This is a genomic window from Okeania sp. SIO3B5, assembly GCF_010692555.1.
Classification (GTDB): domain Bacteria; phylum Cyanobacteriota; class Cyanobacteriia; order Cyanobacteriales; family Microcoleaceae; genus Okeania.
In genome coordinates this window covers 50,030-71,372 of sequence record NZ_JAAHHG010000018.1, presented here as the reverse complement: position 1 = coordinate 71,372, position 21,343 = coordinate 50,030, and the positions used below count along the sequence as shown (strand labels likewise).

Genomic DNA, 21,343 nt, shown 5'->3' with positions numbered 1-21,343 from the left:
TAAGGGCAGGGCTGTTTCAAAGTATTGTAGATTAACGATGAGCGGGAGAACGGGAGTAATGGGCATAGTTAAACAGTGAAATTTGTCAAAATTTGCCGATTTTTCAGCAAAGTACGCGTCGTTAAGCTCTGAGAAAATATTTAGTTCAACGTCGCTTAAAAGCCTCTATCCCCGTGTCTGGTGTGTCTCCGTGTCCCCGCGTCTATTGAGAATGAAACAGCCCTGCTTTTTAAGGGGGATTTAGGGGGATCGTAAAGGAGATTTAACCAATGAAAAAAATACTAATATTCTTATCAAATCCCACAAATTTAAGTCAGTTACGTTTAGGCAAAGAACATAACGAAATTGACGATGCCTTGAAACAATCAAAAAAACGAGATGAATTTCAAGTAGTCAGTAAATTAGCCGTTCGAGTCAAAGATTTACGACGAACATTATTAGAATTAGAAGATAATGAACTAGCAATTGTTCACTTTTCCGGTCATGGTGCAGGCAGTGAAGGACTAATTTTAGAAGATGATTCTGGGAAAATAAAACTTGTCAGTACTGAAGCCTTAGCACGACTTTTTAAACAGTTTCAAGAACAAGTTGAATGTGTAATTCTCAATGCCTGCTACAGCGAACAACAAGCCGAAGCAATTCATCAATATATTGACTGTGTTATTGGTATGAATAAAGCAATTGGAGATATAGCAGCAATTAATTTTGCCACAGCATTTTACGAAGCATTAGGAGCAGGAAAAACCTATGAAAAATCTTTTAAATTTGCTTGTACTGCCATTAATTTAGAAGGAATTCCTGAGTCAGAAACCCCACAAATTCGATATCGACCTCGACGTTATCATTCTGATATTCAGGAAGTTCAAGAAACAAAAAATCCAGATAATTCATCTTCTCCACCTGCATCTCAAACTATGACATTTAGTGGCGGTACTTTTAAAGGTCCAGTGGGTCAAACTGGAGGTAACTCTACTCAAACTGGACGTAACTCCACTCAAGCTGGACGTGACTTAACTCAAACTTCCAACATATCCCAATCTTCTCGTAATGTTAGTTTTAGTGGAAGTGGAAGTGGTAATAAATTTATTCCCATAAATTGTGCAGAGGATGTAAATATTAACCAAAGTTCTAATCAAATTATCAGAAGAAATTACAACAAAATAGAAACAGTATTAGCTGAATTAGAAAAACTTAAACAGGAAATTGCTACAACAAATTCTCTCAGTTTAATTCAGAAGAAACAAGCCGAAATTCCTGTAGAAATTATCCAAACAGAATTAAATAAACCTCAACCTGACAAAGGTTTAATAGATGAAGCAGTTGAGGCACTAAAAAAAGGATTAGAAGGAGTAGAAAAATTAGGTGTACCTGTGATGAGAATTGCAAAAATTTTAGCGAAAGCTTGGATTTAAACAAGTCTACAATTGTTTGGGAAGGGGACTTTCTTCAAACTTCCCAATCTTCTATATTTAATTCACTAATTCTTTGAAATTCAGCCATATTATGAGTTACTAAAATTAAATCGTTAGCTATAGCTATTGAAGCTATTTGTAAGTCATAAGGCCAGATGGGCATTCCTCTTGTTTCCAAGTTCGCGCGAATTTCTCCATATATTTCAGTACATCTATCGTCAAAAGGCAAGGAAATAAATCTCTTTAAAAAGATTCGTTGTTGAATTAAATTTTGTTGCGATTTTTGACTTTTTTTTGCTCCATAAAATAATTCGGCTTTGACTACAGAACAAACTACTATATCTCTAGGATTATGGCTTTCTAATCTCTGTTTTAATTGGCTATTTAAACCTTTTAAATAGACAATACAAGCATTAGTGTCTAATAAATAAATCATTAAAATAACTCTCTCTTCTCAAAATCACCTTGAGGATGTCTGATAAAAGTTTCATCTTTAATACTTCCATAAGTATTTTCAATAAACTCATGCCAAGACTGATTTCCTTGTTCGTTGTTATTGTTAGTTAAATTAACCTTAATCGTCAAAGCGTTTTTTTCTTCTGGGGTTAAGCTGTTAATAATTTCTGCTAGAGAATCAACTAATTTTAAATTCATAAAAACCTCTGGGAATTTACAATTTTAGATAGGGAGCGATCGCTAATCGTTGAAAGGGAGATCGGCTTTTCGACAACCTATTATAGCAATAAGTGGAAGATTTGGGAATGAAATATTATACTAATTATTAAAAAGAATGCTACTTAGAAAAATTAATGGTCAATCAGTATGGTAAAAGAACTCACTACTGATGCCAAACCAGAAATCATTTATCCAGACAGTGACGGTCAACCAATGGCAGATAATACTAAACAATTTCGCTGGATAGTTACGATCAAAGAAAACCTAGAAATTGTATTTGCTGAAGTTGCTGATGTATTCGTTGCTGGAGACTTTCTGTGGTATCCCATCCAAGGCAATAATAAAATTCGTATTAGATTATGACTACGGAACAAAATGACAAATCCCTATCCAATAAAAACCAAAATACTGAAAATATAGAGTTTTTTGGCAACGAAAATGCCATGAATTCTGTAAATTCAGCCAAAGATGTCAGTATTAATCAATCTAGGACTGTTATTTATAACTATTATTATGAACAACAAACAATTACAACATCTACTGAAGAAGATATAGATGATAATTTACCTTGTCCCTATCAAGGTTTATATCACTTTAATCCAGAAAATACCGAATATTTCTTTGGCCGAGAAGTATTTATTGAAGAACTCTATCAATATACAGAAACTCGTAATTTTATTCCCGTATTAGGTGCGTCTGGTAGTGGCAAATCTTCGGTTATTTTAGCAGGATTAGTACCGAAATTAGTCAAGGCTGGACATTGGCAATTTACCCATTTTCGTCCAGGAACAGACCCGTTTTATGCTCTAGCTCGTGCCTTAATTCCACTCTATGCAGCGAACCTAAATGAAACCCAACTTCTGACTCAAACTGACGACTTATCTGAGTATCTAAAAGATACAAAAAAAACCAATCAATTATCCAAAGTTTTTGAACAAATACACCATAATCATCCCAATAACAGAACTTTATTAATTGCCGACCAATTTGAGGAACTTTACACCCTTTGTAACGATGAACAAACTCGGCGTAAATTTCTTGACATTCTTTTAAAAACATTCCGGTCTGACACCGAAAAATCATCCTTATCAACCGTATTAGTTGCCACAATGCGGGCAGATTTTTTAGGGAATGTATTGTCTTATCCACCATTAGCCGATGTTTTACGAAATGGGGATATAAAAATCCGTTCCATGAACTCAGACGAACTGAGAGAAATAATAGAAAAACCTGCTCAAAAATTAAAGGTTAATTTTGAAGAAGGACTGGTTGAACGTATTCTTGAAGATGTAGATAAACAACCAGGAAATTTACCCCTATTAGAATTTGCTCTAACAGAACTTTGGAAACAACGAAAAAGCCAAAAATTAACTCATAAAGCTTATGAAGAAATAGGTCAAGTTTCCGGTGCATTAACTCGTTATGCTGATGACAAATTTAGTAAACTTAAACCAGAAGAACAACAACAAGTCCATCGAATTTTTGTGCAGTTAGTTCACCCTGGTGCAGGCACAGAAGATACTCGACGAGTGGCAACTAAAGCAGAATTAAGCCAAAGCAATTGGAATTTAGTCAAAAAATTAGCTGATGCGCGGTTAGTTGTCACCAGTCGTACTGTTGTTAGCAGTGAAACAGAAAATAATTCTGGGCAAGAAACCGTTGAGGTAGTCCATGAAGCTTTAATTAGAAACTGGGGTCAACTAAAAGAATGGATGGAAAATGACCGAGAATTTCGTGCCTGGCAAGAACGACTGCGGGGAGCAATGCATCAGTGGGAGGAAATGAAACGGGATAAGGGGCAGCTATTACGGGGAGCGGCCTTGCTTCAGGCCCAAAAACAACTTAAAGACCGTCGGGATGAACTTTCCGAAAAAGAGCAAGAATTTATTCAGGAGAGTAAAGCAGAGGTTGAAAGGTTGCTAAAAGCTGAGAGAAGAAGGAAAAATATGATTGTGACTGCCACAATGGGAACAATTGCTTTATTATCAGGGTTGTCTATATTTTCCTGGTCGCAAATGGTCAAAGCTGAAAAACAAAGTGAAATTGCCTTAGCTCGTCAGCTAATAGCTGAGTCAGAGTCAATGAGAGTTCGGCAAAAAAACTTACGACAAAGCAGTGTATTGCTTGCTGTAGAGTCAATACGCAAGTTTCAAAAACTCAATCAGGTTTCAGTAGCAGCAGATAAAGCTCTAAGAAGCGGGTTAACTTTATTGCCAGAGTTTTCTCTGGGGATGCAGCATGATCGCCCAGTAAAAGCAGTAACATTCAGCTCCGATGGTAAGTATGTGGCTACTGCTAGTGATGACAAAACTGCCAGGGTTTGGGATGCTGCTACGGGTAAAGAAATAGCAAAACTACAGCATGATAACGATGTATGGGACGTAACATTCAGCCCCAATGGTAAATATGTAGCTACTGCTAGTGATGACAAAACTGCCAGGGTTTGGGAAGCTACTACAGGCAAAGAAATAACTAAACTACAGCATGATAACTGGGTCAGGAATGTAGCATTCAGTCGCGATGGTAAATATGTAGCTACTGCTAGTGATGACAAAACTGCAAGGGTATGGGAAGCTACTACAGGCAAAGAAATAACTAAACTACAGCATGACGCTCAAGTAGAGGATGTAGCATTTAGTCCCGATGGTAAGTATGTTGCCACTGCTAGTGATGACAAAACTGCAAGGGTATGGGAAGCTACTACAGGCAAAGAAATAACTAAACTACAGCATGACGCTCAAGTAGAGGATGTAGCATTTAGTCCCGATGGTAAGTATGTTGCCACTGCTAGTGATGACAAAACTGCAAGGGTATGGGAAACTGCTACAGGCAAAGAAATAACCAAACTACAGCATGGCGATAGGGTAATGGCAATAGAATTTAGTCCTGATGGCAAGTATGTTGCCACTGCCAGTTATGACAATACTGCCAAGGTGTGGGATGCTGCCACGGGTCAAGAAATAAGTAGAGTACAGCATGATAACTGGGTAAGAGCAGTAGTATTCAGCTCCGATAGTAAATATGTTGCTACAGCTAGTGGTGACAAAACTGCTGGAGTTTGGGATGTTGCCACAGGGCAAGAAATAAGTAGAGTACAGCATGATGACTGGGTATACTCAGTAGCATTTGCTCCGCAACAGAATGAGAATAACCCTGATGGTAAATATATTGCAACCGCTAGTCGTGACAATATTGCTGGAGTCTGGGATATTGCTGCGGGTAAAGAAATAACTAAACTACAGCATGACGATGTAGTAATGGCAATAGAATTCAGCCCCGATGGCAAGTACATTGCTACTGGTAGTTGGGACAATACTGCCAGGGTTTCCTCTGCCACTACGGGTAAAGAGATAAGTAAACTACAACACAACGGCTTGATCATGGCAGTGACATTCAGCCCTGATAGCAAATACGTTGCTACTGCTAGCCATGATAATACTGCCAAGGTTTGGAATGCTGTTACTGGTAAAGAGATCACTAAATTACCCCATAATGACAACGTAAGAGCAGTAGTATTCAGTTCCGATGGCAAATATGTTGCTACTGCTAGTTATGACAATACTGCTAAGGTTTGGGATGCTGTTACCGGAAAAGAAATAATTAAACTGCAACATGATGATCAAGTAAGCGACGTAGTATTCAGCCCTGATAGCAAATACGTCGCTACTGCTAGCCATGACAACACAGCTAGAATGTGGGAAATAGCTACAGGAAAAGAAATAACTAAACTACAGCATGATAGAGAAGTAAAAGCAGTAGCATTGAGTGCCGATGGCCAATACATTGCTACTGCTAGTTGGGACAAAACTGTTGGAGTCTGGTATGCTGCCACAGGCAAAGAAATAACTAAACTACAGCATGATGATAGAATACGGGACGTAAAATTCAGCCCAGATAGTAAGTATATTGGTAGTAGTAGTTATGACAACACAGCTAAGGTTTGGGATACAGCTACGGGAAAAGAAATAACTAAACTACAGCATGATGACTTGGTATACTCAGTAGCATTTAGCCCTGATAGTAAATATATTGCTACTGCTAGTTATGATAATACTGCCGGGGTGTGGGATACAGCCACGGGAAAAGAAATAACTAATCTACAGCATGATGACTGGGTATACTCAGTAGCATTTAGCCCTGATAGTAAATATATTGCTACTGCTAGTAGGGACAAAACAGCCGGAGTCACCTCTCTCAATGTTCAGGTTTTAGTTGATGAAGCTTGCCGTCGTTTGCGTCGTAATTTAACTGCACAGGAATGGGAAAAATATATGAATCTGGAGTTACAGCAATATCAAAAAACTTGTGAAAATTTACCCATACATTCTAGTGTAATTTCCGAATCTCAATCTCAAACTCCCTAAATTATTCTCACAAAAAATGGCAGAAATATCTCGTGTCAATTAAGTTTACTGACATTTTTATTAGCATCACTTTGGTCTTAGTTAACTTTTGAAAAATATTCACTAACTAGGGTTTGCTGAAAAAGTCTTTTAGTAGGGGTAGGAGACAGGAGACAGGAGACAGGAGACAAGAGGAACGGGGAATTATAGAGGAAGTAGGAGTAAGAATTTTCCCTTTATTTTTCTGCCATAGTCAGCCCAAAATACTAGCTTTTTGAGCGTTTTCAACTGAAACAGGCGCACTTTTTTAGGCCCTAAAAATTCTCAAACCTTTATATATCAATACTTTTATCATTAATCAGCAAGCCCTAACTAGATTATGACTACAGAACAAAATAAAAACCCTTTATACCACCCAAACCAAACTACTGAAAACATAGAATTTTCTGGTAACGAAAATGCTATGAATTCTGTAAATTCAGCCAAAGATGTAAGTATTAATCAATCTCGAACTGTTTCTATTTATAATTATTATTATTATGAACAACAAACGATTACCACATCCACAGAAGAAGATATAGATGATAATTTACCTTGTCCCTATCAAGGTTTATATAATTTTACTCATAAAAATGCTGAATATTTCTTTGGTCGAGAAGTATTTATTGAAGAACTCTATCAATATACAGAAACTCGTAATTTTATTCCCGTATTAGGTGCCTCTGGAAGTGGCAAATCTTCTGTTATTTTAGCAGGATTAGTACCGAAATTAGTCGAAGCTGGACATTGGCAATTTACCCATTTTCGCCCAGGAACAGACCCATTTATTGCTCTAGCTCAAGCATTAGTTCCACTCTACGAACCAAACCTCGATCGAACAGACAGCATGGCTCAAGCTCGGAAATTATCAGGATATTTTCAAGATAATACAGTTCCATTATCTGATGTTTTTGCCACAATTCAACATAATAATCCCAATTATCGCACCTTACTAATTGCCGACCAATTTGAGGAACTTTACACCCTTTGTAATGATGAACAAACCCGCCGAAAATTTCTCGATCTTCTCTTATATACATTCCGGTATTTCACCAAACAATCATCCTTATCAACAGTATTAGTTGCCACAATGCGGGCAGATTTTTTAGGGAATGTATTATCTTATCCACCATTAGCTGATGTCTTACGAAATGGGGATGTAAAAATCCGTTCTATGAATGTAGAAGAACTAAGAGAAGTTATTGAAAAACCTACTCAAAAATTAGGTGTCAATTTTGAAAGCGGACTGGTTGAACGTATTCTTGAAGATGTAGACAAAGAACCAGGAAATTTACCCTTATTAGAATTTGCTTTAACAGAACTATGGAAACAACGCAAAGGCAAAGAATTAACTCATCAAGCTTATGAAGAAATAGGTCAAGTTTCTGGTGCATTAACTCGTTATGCTGATGACAAATTTAGTAAACTTAAACCAGAAGAACAACAACAAGTCCGCCGAATTTTTATTCAGTTAGTGCAACCAGGGGCGGGAACAGAAGACACTAGACGAGTTGCCACCAAGGCAGATTTAAACGAGAAAAACTGGAGTTTAGTTAAAAAATTGGCTGATGCACGGTTAGTTGTTACCAGTCGTGGTGGCACAGAAAATAATTCCGAACAAGAAACCGTTGAAGTAGTCCATGAAGCTTTAATTAGAAATTGGGGGCAACTAAGAGAATGGATGGAAGTAGACCGAGAATTTAGAACTTGGCAAGAACAACTGCGTTCGGCAAAGAAACAATGGGAAGAAAACAATCGAGATAACGGTTCTTTGTTACGAGGAGCAGCTCTAGCAAAAGCAGAAGAGAAACTACAGGAGCGTCCGGAAGATTTAGAAGCGGAGAAACAATTTATTCAGGAGAGTATTCAAGGACGCAAGAATCTACATCGCAGAACTATCATTACACTTACGAGCTTTTCTGTAGTCGCTTCCTTAATTGCACTTGTCGCTGGAATAGGATGGTGGACTGCATTTAGAGGCGAGAAAAACTATCAACTGATAGCTAGCATTCAGTCTTCAGAAGCACTATTTGCCTCAAATAAACAGTTCGATGCGCTTTTAGAAAGTATAAAAGCTGGAAAACAGATGAAAAAAGAATTAGATCTAATCACCCCGACAACAGAAATGCAAGTTTTAGTGACTCTAATGCAATCATTATATGGTGTAAAAGAACAAAATCGTTTTGAAGGTTATAATCAACCATTTATTAATGCTTCCTTTTCCTCCGATGGTCAAAAAATCGCTGCGACTAATATGGATAACGTTATCAAAATATGGGATTTAAGTGGCAAAGAAATAGCAACTCTAAATCAGAAGCAGTCAGATAATATTACTTATTCATCCTCAGATACAGGAGATTGTCCAGTTAATACTGTTAGCTTTAGTCCAAATAATAATATTATTGCTGCTAGTGATGGTGATAACATTAAGCTTTGGGATTTTAATGGTAGAGAACTCAATAATCTCCAAGGTAAAGGCAAGGATATTACAGTAACAAGTATTAGTCATGATGGTCAACTTATTGCTGCTGTTAATATTGATGGTAAAGTCAAAGTCTGGAATCGAAACGGTGAAGAAATTCATGATTTTCAGCATTCTGAGAACTTCTCTCCTTTAAGTAACCCAATTAGTTTTAGTCCCGATAACCAGATTCTTGCTTCTGCGAATGGAGAAAAAAATGCGGATGGAGAAGAAAATATTGTTCTTTGGAATCTGAAAACTGAGGAAGCTAAAATTTTAGAAAGTCAATTTACAGTTTGCAGCATAGATTTCAACTCAAATAGTAGTGTACTTGCTGTTACTGACTATTTAAGTGGAATAGAATTTTGGAGTATTAAAAGTCAAAAGCAGAATTTTGTTTATGACTTCAATGTCATCACTGTAACTTATTCTCCTGAAGGAATCATCTCTACAAATTGGGATGGGAGTATCAATTTTTGGGAATCTTTTTCTAATGGTTGGAAATTAAAATCATCGTGGAAAATTCATAGCGCTCCCGTATGGAATGTGAGTTTTAGCCCAGACAGAAAGATGCTAGTTTCTGTGAGTGACGACAAAACAATTAAACTCTGGAATCTTGAGGGTATAAAGCCACCAAGTATAAGACCTATTAATGGTTTAAGAGACATGATTCTCAGCCCAGATGGTGAAACTATTGCTACTGTTCATGCTGATGACACCATCAAACTCTGGAACTTAGATGGGACTCGTCGTCAAGAACCTTTTCAAAAAGTCTCTAGTTCTAGTAAGATAACTTTCAGTCATGACAGCAAGTATTTAGTTTCTAGCGATCACAATCTTGTTCAACTTTGGAACATTGAGAGTGGGGAATCAAAAACCATTATTAAACAGGAGTTGCCACAGAAGTTGCCTAGACGTAAAAGAAATAATTTTGGCAAAGCTAGCTTTAGTTATGATGGTAAAACTATTGCAGTTGGTAGAGAAGATGGCACAATCAAACTTTTAAATCTTGATGGCAAAGAAATTCAAACTTTTCAAGGTGGAAGTAAGCTAGTTAGTTATAGTCCAGACGGCAAAATTATTGCCTCTGCTAGTAATAATAATACTATCAAACTTTGGACGGCAGATGGTAAAGAATTGTCATCATTAGTAGGAAGTTCTTATTCTATTACCAGTTTAAGCTTTAGCCCAGATAGCAAAATTTTAGTAGCAGGAAACGAGAACGGGAATATTCTTATTTGGAGTCTTACTGAAAAAAAACTTCTTCACACACTTCAAGCTCATACATCTCCAGTTTCCAGTTTAACATTTAGAGCAGATAATAAAATTTTTGCTTCTGCTAGTGGTAATGCTTCAAACTATGATGATGGTAGGATTAAGTTTTGGAGCATTGATGGCATAGAGATTAAAACCTTAAAAACTAATAGTAGTGCTGTTCCTAGTATCAATTTTAGTTCAGATGGCAAGATGTTAGTCTGGTCAAATCAAATGGAAGTAGTTATGTGGAATTTGGATTTAAACTATCTACTTAGTCAGGGTTGCGATTGGGTACGTGACTATCTCAAAAATAATCCAAATATTAAGGATAGTCATATCTGTGTACTGGAAACCTCACAGGATTTTAATTAACATAGAATACAGCTATTAGGTCTTTCATTAATGGATAATTGATAATTACCTCTCCCTAAAAGGAAGAGGATTGAATCAAAGGACAATTTTTTCTTGATAGTATTATTGCAGATTTGATCTTGAAAAAAACCCTATTTAGTGTTTGCTGATTAAATCTAAAAGCATTGATATATAAAGATTTCAGCTTTTTTGGGCCCTTTAAAAAGTGCGCCTGTTTCAGTCTAAAATGCTCATGCATGCTAGTATTTTGGTACGATTATGGCAGAAAAATCAAGGAACAATTCTTACCCCTACCTCCTCGCGCTATTCCCCTAACTCCTGTCTCCTGTCTCCAGTATAGCTGTCTCCTCCCCCCACTAAAAGACTTTTGAGCGCAAACCCTAAATATAATTCCAAGCTCGTCAATGTGTATTTTTTTGCACGCTCAGGACAGCAGTATAATTTTTTGTGACAATTAATACACATAATTGCTGCTTATCCAGAAATAAATTAATAATGAGAATATGTTGAGGATATAAACTAATTTTACACTTTCATAACTGGAGTAAAGTTTGTGATAGAGGTACATAATACAATATCTAAAACTATCCAGTCACAAACCTAACTTTCTAAGCAATAATTGATTAGTATTGTATATTATACCTATTCACTAATGTAAGCATTCAGCCGTCAGCCAGCCTCCTATGGTTGGAACTGCGTTATCAGCTATCAGCTATTTCTTTTAGTTTACGATAAGATCTTTATTAATTATCTTACTAGAAAAGTTGGCTCCCTTGCCCTTAAATTGTATATTAATTTAAACACTGTCCTATATGAGAGAGTCTTGTTGCTGTTTGCGCAGCATTCCGCAGGAAAAGCTGACTGCTAATAGCTGAATGCTTACTCACTAATAACGTTATTTTTTGAGAGAGGTAAACTTCTATGAACTATAAAGGAAAAAAAATAATTCCTAAAGATTCTGGTTATCAACAAATCTATAGAGAAGAACAAAAAATTTATAATCACTTTTTGGAATTGGTTTTAACTGAGTCAATCGAGCAAATAGTTGAGAGATTTCGGATATTATTTATTCAATACTCTCTATACCAAATTCCCGAAATATCTACCGCAATGGGGAGAATTATACAATTTCCTGAATGCGAAGAAAAATTTAATGCTATTCTGAATCGTTGTTGTTATATATTAATTAATCATCAGCAACTACCTCAAGACAAAAAAAATGCTTTAAAACAATTGATGAATTTATTTGAGCAAGCAATTGATAAATCTGAGTCTTCCTGTTACGAACCTGACGAAACAAAAAAGATGTTAGAACTTATCAACTGTTTTACTCAGAGCCAAGAGTATTTGAGTTTAAAACGGATGGTAGAAGTAATCAATCTATCATCTGCAAATAATACCAACGATCCTTTAAAGCAACCTTTAAAAATTCTTAATTCCCACTATCCTTATTTATATAAATATTTATTAATAAATCCAAAGAGCAGTAAAGAACATCAACAAGCAGTCAGAAAAATGCAAGTTGAAAAACAGCAAAAATATGAAATAGATTTATCCCATTATGTTACTCACCAAGTTAGATTACAACTTAGTCCAGTTAAAAGGTCTATATCTGCTACAAATCCTACCTTATTATCCAATGATGAACTATTATTATCTATCAAACAATTTGTGGGAAAAGTAGAAGGTAATGAAACTTATCGAGATTATGCTAAAAGGTTTTTAGCTTATACCACAGTTCCCCAGCCATATCACCTTTTTAAAGATAGTTTTTATGAATACCTCAGCACATCCTTTGATGTTGAATCTCATCGGATTCAAGTTAAATTTAAGAATAAACTCTACAACTATTTACAAAATCTTATGCCTGATAGTGATGAGCAGCTCTTAAATGAATCTTTAATGATGAAGACCTGCCATCAATTATTAATTTTTTTAATTGTGCATGGTCCAAAGCAGCCACAACATTTCTTTTTTATTAATCTAATTGGTAATTTAGGACCTGTAATTACAACAGGATTATTACTAAAAATATTATTAGTTTGTCAACAAGTTAGACCTAACTTAGAGAAACGATTTGCATTCTTGTTTAAGCATTACGAATTTTCTACACAAAACAAAGTTCAATGGTTAGTTAAAGTTTTGGAAAATATGCAAATAGCACTCAGTACGAATTTCGGTAGAATAGACCTTTCTTTCTTTCTTTCAAGATAGATCGTTGGTTTTTCGTAAACATTTCCTCCGGAATGCTGCGCAAACAGCCGTCAGCTATCAGTTATGATATACAGCAAAAAGAAATACCTGGCACCTTCTTGAAAACTAGACAAAACTAGACATTTGCCATCTGGTGAGGTGCAAATGATTTCATTACTCACCCGTTTCAATGTGTACTTGCAAAGAAAGTTTTGTCTTCGCCGACATGATGTTCCGCCCATAACTCATGGGTGAGGATACCCTCTAGGGCTTTCCGACCTTGAAAAAGTTGAGTCCTAGAAATACGATTGAGTTTAATAAAACTAGCAACTCGTCTCCAATGACTCCAATCATGTTTGTTGACATCCTCCGGTCTCAACAAACAATGTGGTATTTTTTCTGATAATTTTAACGCTCTACGACCAATTACTAAAGCAGCAGAAGTGCCACTATTCAGGCCGTATTTAGTCATATAATTAATCATCCCAATTACGAAGCGTAAAAGCTGGATTAACTTTTATTAATTCAACTCCAAATCTTCTACAACATGACTCTAAAGTTTCTCTAAATATTCCTGTAGACAATAAGACAAGCATCTCATTGTAAACTTTACAATATCCACTCATCTTAGCCTTTTTCTTAGTAAAGTCTAGAGACTCAATAGCAATAGCAAATTCAAAAAACTTAGTTATTTCTGCCATCCTGCACTAGACTCCCTCTTTTCCGGAGAGGTCTATTGTTTCTGGAACCAAGATTTCCAGGAACTCCAATTTTCTACTAACTTTGCTAACTCAGAATAACCTAATGCTCTTGGATGAACACCATCGTTTTGTATTACTTCTTGTCGCCAAATCTCTGAATCTTTTAACGGTGTAAAAACATCTAAATAAGGAATATCTAGTTGTAGACATACTTGAGCAAAATCATCAGATAAATTAGCAATTCTCATGTTATGTTCCGCATCTTCAACAGGAGGAGAATTTATCATTAAAACAGGAAATAGCTGCTTGGCATTAGTTAAAATCTGGTAAATATTTTCTACTGAATGACTCCTTTCTACACGAGTCTTACCTACTTCTAAAGTCATGTCATTTGCACCAAAAGAAAAGACTACTCTACCATCAACTTCAGGTGGTAAACGACAAGAAACTTCTCTCAACCAACGATTATTAATATCAGTGCTAGTATCTCTTCTAACACCCAAATTATAATATGTAAGATCGTATCCGCGATCGCAAACTGTTTGGCAAATTCTACCCGTCCAACCCAAGCACCTAGGGTCTCCCGTACCATTTACAAAAGAGTCTCCGATAAAGCAAATTCTAATTTCCATTTAATTATAAATCCAATAAATTTTAAATTTAACTTCCCTGGTGGGAAGTCCCGCGCTCTCCCGTTTTGCTAGCGCATAACTGCGTTAAGGGCTGTCGCCGACATGTTTGCGGAGCATTCCGTCAGGAAAAGGCAGAGGATGGTGGCGGCAGCTATTAGGGGAGCGTCCTATGGGAAAGCCAGGGCCAAGAGTCGGATACCTCCACAAATAAAACCTTCCTATACCCTTGACAAGCTAGGAGGTATTTTGTTATTATCAAAGTCAACACAAGGGGAGGACATCACCTCTGTCAAAACAGCGGTCATTTTTTTCATGACTGAAGAATCCCCCGTTATCGCTTAAGTGCAACGTCGGGAGTATGTCAATAAAGCAGTAATTTAATCTTCTCTACCAATAGTAGATAACCCTTCTAAAATTACATGAGGAGTATAACAAGAACCATTCCATTCGCCATCACTTCCCAATACTGCTAATTGCTTTAATGCTGTATAAACATTGCCAGCAATCATCGTATTCTTAACTCTACCAACTATTTCACCCCTTCTAACACGATAACCAAGTTCAATATTGATAGAAAAATCACCAGAAATACCAGCACCACCACCAAGAATTTGATCGACGATAATTCCATCATATAACATCTCAATTGATTCTTTTAGCGATCGCTCTCCTGGCTTAACTATAAAATTAAATAATTCTGGTGTAGGGTAGCTCCCCAGATCAGGGCGAAACCCATTACCAGTAGTCCCACTACCCAATAATCTACCAGTCGTCCGGTCTGTATAAAACAATTGTAAAATGCCATTTTCAATAAATTTTATTGAGCGGGTAGGAATACCTTCATCATCAAAAGGACAACTAAAAGGTCCCTCCTCTGGTTGTTGAGAAATAGTTAATTGTTTGCTAGTGACAAGTTCTCCCAGGCGATCGCTCCAAGGAGAAGCTCCTTCTAGCACCTGCTTACCGTTCAAAGCAGCAGAAATTGTACTCCATAGTAAATCTGCTGCCTTAGCTGTAAACAAAATAGGTACTTTCCCCCTAGGGGGCACCACATTTTTTTTTGCCCAATCTAATCGCTGCAAAATTCGATTTGCTACTTTCCTAGGGTCAAGGGTATTTCGCTGAATTTGGCCATCAGATATATTTAATAAGTCGTCACCTCTAACCCAATCACTTTCTACATAGCCACTAAGGGTTGTATCTATATGATGACAATCTAGCCCCAGGGAATTAACTAAACGAGTAGATTCAATTTCGCAGTCCCATTCCCCATGACAAATCACATCTGGATAAACTTCTCGAATTAATGCGATCGCTTCTTTTCCCCAAGTTACCAATTGTTCAACTGATATAGATATTCCTTGGTTGGGATAATATCTATTTTTAGCTTTCGAGGATAGTTCAATATATTCTGGTTCATTAAGACTACTGATAGACAAGGCAAGTTCTACTAAAGCATTGGGTTCCACTGGCCCATGAGCAACAGCTATTCCTGGACATCCATTTCGCCAAAGTCGGAGCGCTATACCCTCTGACTGAGTGCTTTCTAGTTGCTTGAGTCGATTGCTTTCAAAAAATACGGGCCGGGAGTGCGATCGAGCTTGAAATACCTCTGCTGCCTCAGCTCCTGCTTTGGCAGCTACTTCTAGCAGTTTTTCTGCTAACTGGGTCATAAAATTCTGTTTGGGATTTATGATTTTGGACAATAAAGTTGTTAGTAGGATTTTACCGAAAAACTGGATCTAAAGCCTCGTCCATAAGTGGGCAACTTTTTGATTGATTAAGTAGGAAGAAATTATGCTATAGTACTGTTGTTGCGGGTAGGCATCCGAGACATTAAACGGACGTGGACGGAAGCGTAACCCACCCCCATCCCCTCCCGGGAGGGGAGCAAGAGGGGTGGGTGCAGCACCCTAAGAAACGTCAACCCACCGAGGAGCTTAGGCTCGGCAGGAATCTCTGTGTCTTTAAGCCAGGGAGGATGTCAACAACGTCCAGTACCCAAAACTTAATTAGGGCTTGCTGATTAAATCTAAAAGTATTGACTGATATTAGTTTTAGCCTTTTGAAGTCGGGAAAAAGTGTAAGCTTTTAGGTAGCTCAGGTTCAAAAATTAAGTCCTGTTGGGGTAACTATGGCAGAAAAATTACTCTTACTATTATGAATGGCCACCTCCTGTGTAGTTCCCATTCTCCTAGACTACCTTCTTTTAGTAGGTCTGGGAAAGCTAAAGTCAAAGCACCAGTAACAATAGTGATATCATCACTATCATCATCATCTTCAGGACGGGCAAATGAAGCGCCACCCCAGCCACCTATTTGAAAGCCATCAGTAACTCTCCATTGAGCCTCAAAGTTAATAGTATCTGCGGTAGTTGCTCTACCATCAAAAGGATCTCTGGCCAGAAAACTACCTGTACTTCCGCTCAAGTTGACACTGTCTTTCGGATGATAGGCACGGACATAACCAAGTTGAAAAGCAATTTTGTCGTTTGGCTCAATCGTCAACTGGCCAAATCCACTAAACCCACCATTAAAAACGCCTCTACCTTCTCGAGGATCTTCCTTATCTGGTGCACCATAACCAACACTTAACTTAATTGCATCACTGAAACCGTAGGCCAACTTGACACCAGCATCAGAAGGAGCACGATAGAAAAGAGGGTTGAATCGTCCAAATCTGGAAAAAGAACCACCACTACCACTTTGTAAAGGTGTAATAGGTTCTGCGAAGTCGTCCACACCATAGCCTGTAGCAGCTACTTCTACTCTACCCTTACCATTCAGTACAGGAAAACGATAAGCCAATTTACTCAGGGAAACATCATCACTTGGACTGCTATCTGTAGATAAACGAGTCATTAAAGTATTGGTCAAATCTCCACCGCTATAGTTAGGAACTTCATTAGCTTGTAGACGAGCTCTTAAGCGGTCTTTTCCTGTAAAACTGGTATCAAAGTTCAAACGAACCCGATAAGCAAAGGTTGTCTCAGTTCTGTCATCGTCACTCGCAGATCTTCCACGTGCCTCAGCTCTTTCTCCAAAGGTATCGCTCAACCAGAATAAAGTTTCACCATTCAGTTTAGTAGTTGTTGAGAATTGATTGGCTTCCAGTTCCTCAGTTCTTGCTTCCAAAGCATCAACACGGCCACGCAATTCTGCTAATTCTGTAGCAAACTCTTCTTGCAGTCTCTGTAATACTGCCAAATCATCACGAGTCACTAAATCTGCTGTTGCTGCTGCGACTAATTCTGTAATTCGGTCCAAACAAGCATTCAGACCTGCAGCAAACTCATAACGGGTCATGGCCCGATTACCTTTGTAAGTACCATCTGGATAACCGACAATACAACCATAACGTTCTACTAGAGATTGCAAAGCTTGGAAAGCCCAATCAGTGGGTTGGACATCTGATAATTGAGTCACAGATGTTACTTGTCCCATGGGATCTACTTGTTCTAACTCTGCTCCAGGAATCTTGAGGGAGGGATCTTTCAGATTTTGTAACCTAGTATCTCCAGGTATTTCTACTTCTTCTGAGGAGGTATCACCTTGTGATGCTGTTGGTAGTTCAGATGAAGTAGTTGGATAGTTAGTTGTATTTGTATTAACACCTTGAGTGTTAGCCAGTTGTTCTACAGAAACCTGATTTGCTAAAGCAGAATTAGCTATCAGTAAAGTGGCGATACTAAACACACCAGAAGTCTGTTTTAGAGCATTCAGGATAATTTTTGTCATTTCGATCTCTCCTCACACCATTTTTATAAGCTATGAACAACCCTACTGCTTAGAGTAGATTTAATTATTGATTGTTCCAATTGATTTTGTTAACAGAAGTCTTAGTGTTAGCTAAGTTTAATCTGGAGTTATAGATATCTAAATTACATCGAGCACTAGAGAATTAAGGGCTTAAATGCTCTAAAATATGGCATAAACAAATAGAATCTTTTTCTCCATAAAATTATTTCTAGTAATTTTTACACAAAACTTATCCTGAAAAAAGACAAGTTAAGAATTGCCCTTGAGTGTAACAACAATTTAGATACTAGGTAAATATGTCTAAAGTTTACTAGGACTATCAGTAGACTCAAAATATTTCTGAATAATTAGATACAGCAGACATAGCTACCTTTTTTTACAATGAAGAGTAGCACTTCTTACACAATAGTGCAACTATCTTGAATTTAATATTTGATTTATTTTATTTTTCTGCCTATTGTCCCAAAATTATTACTAACTAACACCAGGGGCGATAAATCTTGACCATCAAGACTAAGGTTGTTGCTAGTAGTTAAGAGAAATAGAATTTCAGAACTTTTTGTTACCTTTGTTTTGAGTCTATTTGACTAAAATTTGGTATTAGCCATTGTTTTAGCAAGTTTTGTAATATTCTTTTTTCAAAATGGTATACCAGTTTAGAGCTTTTGAGGAATGAAATTCAAAGAGCATTAAGTAATATCAAATCCTGTCGCATCGATGTAATTAGGGTTTGCTGAAAAAGTCTTATGGGTGAAGGTAGGAGGTAAGCATTCAGTCGTCAGCCATCAGCTATCAGCTATTGCTTTTAGTTTAGGATCAAAGCTTTATGAACCGTCTTACTACAAAAGTTGCCTCCCTTGCCCTTAAAGTCCGTTGTTAATTTAAACACCGTCCTTTAAGTAGAGAGTCTTGTTGCTGATAGCTGACTGCTAATAGCTGAATGCTTACGGTAGGAGACAGGAGACAGTAGACAGCTATACTGGAGAAATGGGAATGAGCGAGGAGGTAGGAGTAAGAATTTTCCCAAGATTGTTCTGCCCAACTCTTGAGCAAAATCCTGAATTTTTGAACCATTACCACCTAAAACCTCACACTTTTTCCAGACCTAAAATTGCTCAAACCAATATCAGGTTATTGACTGATATTTAATCAGCAAGCCCTAATTAGAGAAAGAGTCAGATATTAAAATTTTCAATTTATATATAGCACTTCTCAGGCTAGTAAGGTACTTTTATCGTAAGCATTCAGCCATCAGCTTTATTACCTTTAGTAGACAATTTAAGCTTGTTGTTCTTGTGTTTAAAAATGTAGTAGAAGTTAAGAAAATGCTTGCTTAATTCATTTAAAAAGCATGACAAACGGAAGATATGACTGCTAATAGCTGTTTGCGCAGCAGTCCGAACTTTTATCTTTCTTCCCTATTACCTGTTGCCTAAAGCCTATAATTTTGTACCTCACTCTTTTTGGGCATTGCTATACATTGATATTAAAAAAGTAAGCCCCTCAGCTCGCTCATCAGCACTTCTAAAGGCTAGCTAAGGGGTATAAAAATATTTTAGAAACTAACTAGCTAATCGTTTATTCTATCTTTTATTGAATTACCAACCTTGAGATAATCTTATCTGATTAACTAATACATTTCTTGTTGTTAATTCAAAGTTTTAGAATCTGAATTGAGTTCTTAAAGTACCGACCCAGATACTGTCATTATCCTCAATGTGATTAGGATTAGTAATCACAAATAAACCAGGAGTAATAGCTATATTATCGTTCATTTGGAAGCGATAAAAAGCTTCAATATGTATAGAAGTATCATCATCTTTCAAATCATCATCATCACCACCATCAGTAACAATTGGTGGTACACCAACAATAATACCTCCGAGACTACCTTCTTTCAGTAAGTCTGGGAAAGCTAAAGTCAAAGCACCAGTAATGATAGTGATATCATCAGTATCATCATCATCTTCAGGACGGGCAAATGAAGCGCCACCCCAGCCACCTATTTGAAAGCCATTAGTAACTCTCCATTGAGCCTCAAAGTTAACAGTATCTGCGGTAGTTGCTCTACCATCAAAAGGATCTCTGGCCAGAAAACTACCTGTACTTCCGGTCAAGTTGACACTGTCTTTCGGATGATAGGCACGCACATAACCAAGTTGAAAAGCAATTTTGTCGTTTGGCTCAATCGTCAACTGGCCAAATCCACTAAACCCACCATTAAAAACACCTCTACCTTCTCGAGGATCTTCCGGATCTGGTGCAGCATAACCCACACTTAAATTAATTGCATCATTGAAAGCGTAGGCCAACTTTGCACCAGCACTAGAAGGAGCACGATAGAAAAGAGGGTTGTATCGTCCAAATCTGGAAATAGAAGCACCACTACCACTTTGCAAAGGTGTAATAGGTTCCGCGAAGTCATCTACACCATAGCCTGTAGCAGCTACTTCTACTCTACCCTTACCATCCAGTATAGGAAAACGATAGGCCAATTTGCTAAGTGAAACATCATTATTCGGACTGCTATCTGTAGATAAGCGAGTCATTAAAGTATTGGTCAAATCTCCACCGCTATAGTTAGGAATGTTATTAGCTTGTAGACGAGTTCTTAAGCGGTCTTGTCCTGTAAAACTGGTATCAAAGTTCAAACGAACCCGATAACCAAAGGTTGTCTGAGTTTCGTCATCGTCACTCCCGCCAGATCCTCCGCGTCTCTGAGCTTGTTCTCCCCAGGTATCGCTTAACCAAAACAAAATCTCTCCGTTAAGTTTGGTAGTAGTGGAGAACTGATTATTTTCTAGTTCTGCTGTTCTAGCTTCTAGAACATCTACTCGTCCTCGCAAAGCAGCTAATTCTGCTGCAAATTCCTCTTGCAGTCTTTGTAAAACCGCTAAATCTTCTCTGGTTACTAGGTCAGAAGTTGCCGCCGCGATTAATTCTGTAATTCGGTCTAGACAAGCATTCAAACCTGCTGCAAACTCAAAACGGGTCATCGCTCGATTTCCCTTATAAGTCCCATCAGGATAACCTGCGATACAACCATAACGCTCTACTAGGGACTGTAGTGCTTGGAATGCCCAGTCTGTAGGTTGTACATCTGATAACTGAGTTACAGATGTTACCTGATCGAGTGAATCTCCTTCTTCCAAGTCTGATACTGCCACTGGTGCCAATGATGGGTCATCCATGGGCATTGAGCGAGTATCTATTTGAGCTATTTCAAAGGAAGATGCGTTTTCTATAGCACCTTGGGCTAAGTTCTGATTTACAGAGTTTTCGCCACTTCCTAAAGTCTGTAAAGGAGCTTCAGCAGCGATCGCCGAACCTGCCATTAATAATGCTGCGCTAAAAACACTAGGACTGTGTTTTAGAGTTTTCCAGATAAGTCTTGTCATATTTACTAACCCTCACACCAATGTGACATTCTCCTACATCAAATCAAAGATTATCATGTAGGTTTCCCAACCTCACGGATAGGACTTTCTGTTTCACAGGGA

The 21,343-nt window shown here is 37.5% G+C and carries 12 protein-coding genes and 1 pseudogene; 5 read left to right on the top strand and 8 right to left on the bottom strand.

The features are described 5' to 3' along the window. Window positions 1-269: 269 nt before the first annotated feature. Window positions 270-1,412: a CHAT domain-containing protein gene (locus tag F6K54_RS04185; RefSeq protein WP_293074892.1), complete on the top strand. Its 1,143-nt coding sequence runs from the start codon at window positions 270-272 to the stop codon at window positions 1,410-1,412. Window positions 1,413-1,446: 34 nt separating this feature from the next. Here F6K54_RS04185 and F6K54_RS04180 read toward each other — a convergent pair whose 3' ends face one another. Next, window positions 1,447-1,848: a type II toxin-antitoxin system VapC family toxin gene (locus F6K54_RS04180; protein ID WP_293074890.1), complete on the bottom strand. Its 402-nt coding sequence runs from the start codon at window positions 1,846-1,848 to the stop codon at window positions 1,447-1,449. Beyond that, window positions 1,848-2,066 carry a hypothetical protein gene (locus F6K54_RS04175; RefSeq protein WP_293074888.1) on the bottom strand — a complete coding sequence of 73 codons (219 nt, stop codon included), beginning with the start codon at window positions 2,064-2,066 and terminating at the stop codon, window positions 1,848-1,850. Before F6K54_RS04175 ends, F6K54_RS04180 begins: the two co-directional genes overlap by 1 nt. 168 nt (window positions 2,067-2,234) lie before the next feature. Between F6K54_RS04175 and F6K54_RS04170 the strand changes: the two are divergent. From F6K54_RS04170 to F6K54_RS04155, 4 genes and pseudogenes are all read left to right on the top strand, one after another. Next, window positions 2,235-2,438: pseudogene (locus tag F6K54_RS04170) on the top strand (Uma2 family endonuclease); the annotation flags it as partial. 8 nt (window positions 2,439-2,446) lie between these two features. Continuing rightward, on the top strand, window positions 2,447-6,451 hold the full coding sequence (locus F6K54_RS04165) for a WD40 repeat domain-containing protein (RefSeq protein ID WP_293074885.1): 4,005 nt from the start codon (window positions 2,447-2,449) through the stop codon (window positions 6,449-6,451). A 358-nt stretch (window positions 6,452-6,809) separates the two neighbouring features. Beyond that, complete coding sequence (locus F6K54_RS04160; RefSeq protein ID WP_293074883.1) at window positions 6,810-10,559, top strand: WD40 repeat domain-containing protein; 3,750 nt, start codon at window positions 6,810-6,812, stop codon at window positions 10,557-10,559. A 921-nt stretch (window positions 10,560-11,480) separates the two neighbouring features. Next, entirely contained in the window at window positions 11,481-12,773 is a 1,293-nt protein-coding gene (locus F6K54_RS04155) for a hypothetical protein (RefSeq protein WP_293074881.1), read from the top strand. 166 nt (window positions 12,774-12,939) lie between these two features. On the opposite strand, the gene F6K54_RS04150 is transcribed toward F6K54_RS04155, so the two are convergent. From F6K54_RS04150 to F6K54_RS04125, 6 genes are all read right to left on the bottom strand, one after another. After that, window positions 12,940-13,224 (bottom strand): hypothetical protein, encoded by a 285-nt coding sequence (locus tag F6K54_RS04150; protein WP_293074878.1) that lies wholly within the window; start codon window positions 13,222-13,224, stop codon window positions 12,940-12,942. Between the two features lie 4 nt (window positions 13,225-13,228). After that, window positions 13,229-13,453 (bottom strand): hypothetical protein, encoded by a 225-nt coding sequence (locus tag F6K54_RS04145; RefSeq protein ID WP_293074875.1) that lies wholly within the window; start codon window positions 13,451-13,453, stop codon window positions 13,229-13,231. Window positions 13,454-13,485: 32 nt separating this feature from the next. Beyond that, window positions 13,486-14,085 carry a GDSL-type esterase/lipase family protein gene (locus F6K54_RS04140; protein WP_293074872.1) on the bottom strand — a complete coding sequence of 200 codons (600 nt, stop codon included), beginning with the start codon at window positions 14,083-14,085 and terminating at the stop codon, window positions 13,486-13,488. A 377-nt stretch (window positions 14,086-14,462) separates the two neighbouring features. Next, complete coding sequence (locus F6K54_RS04135) at window positions 14,463-15,758, bottom strand: TldD/PmbA family protein (RefSeq protein ID WP_293074869.1); 1,296 nt, start codon at window positions 15,756-15,758, stop codon at window positions 14,463-14,465. 459 nt (window positions 15,759-16,217) lie between these two features. Further along, window positions 16,218-17,822, bottom strand: a complete 1,605-nt coding sequence (locus tag F6K54_RS04130) for an iron uptake porin (RefSeq protein ID WP_293074866.1) — start codon at window positions 17,820-17,822, stop codon at window positions 16,218-16,220. Window positions 17,823-19,504: 1,682 nt separating this feature from the next. After that, complete coding sequence (locus tag F6K54_RS04125; protein WP_293074863.1) at window positions 19,505-21,241, bottom strand: iron uptake porin; 1,737 nt, start codon at window positions 21,239-21,241, stop codon at window positions 19,505-19,507. Window positions 21,242-21,343: the final 102 nt, after the last annotated feature.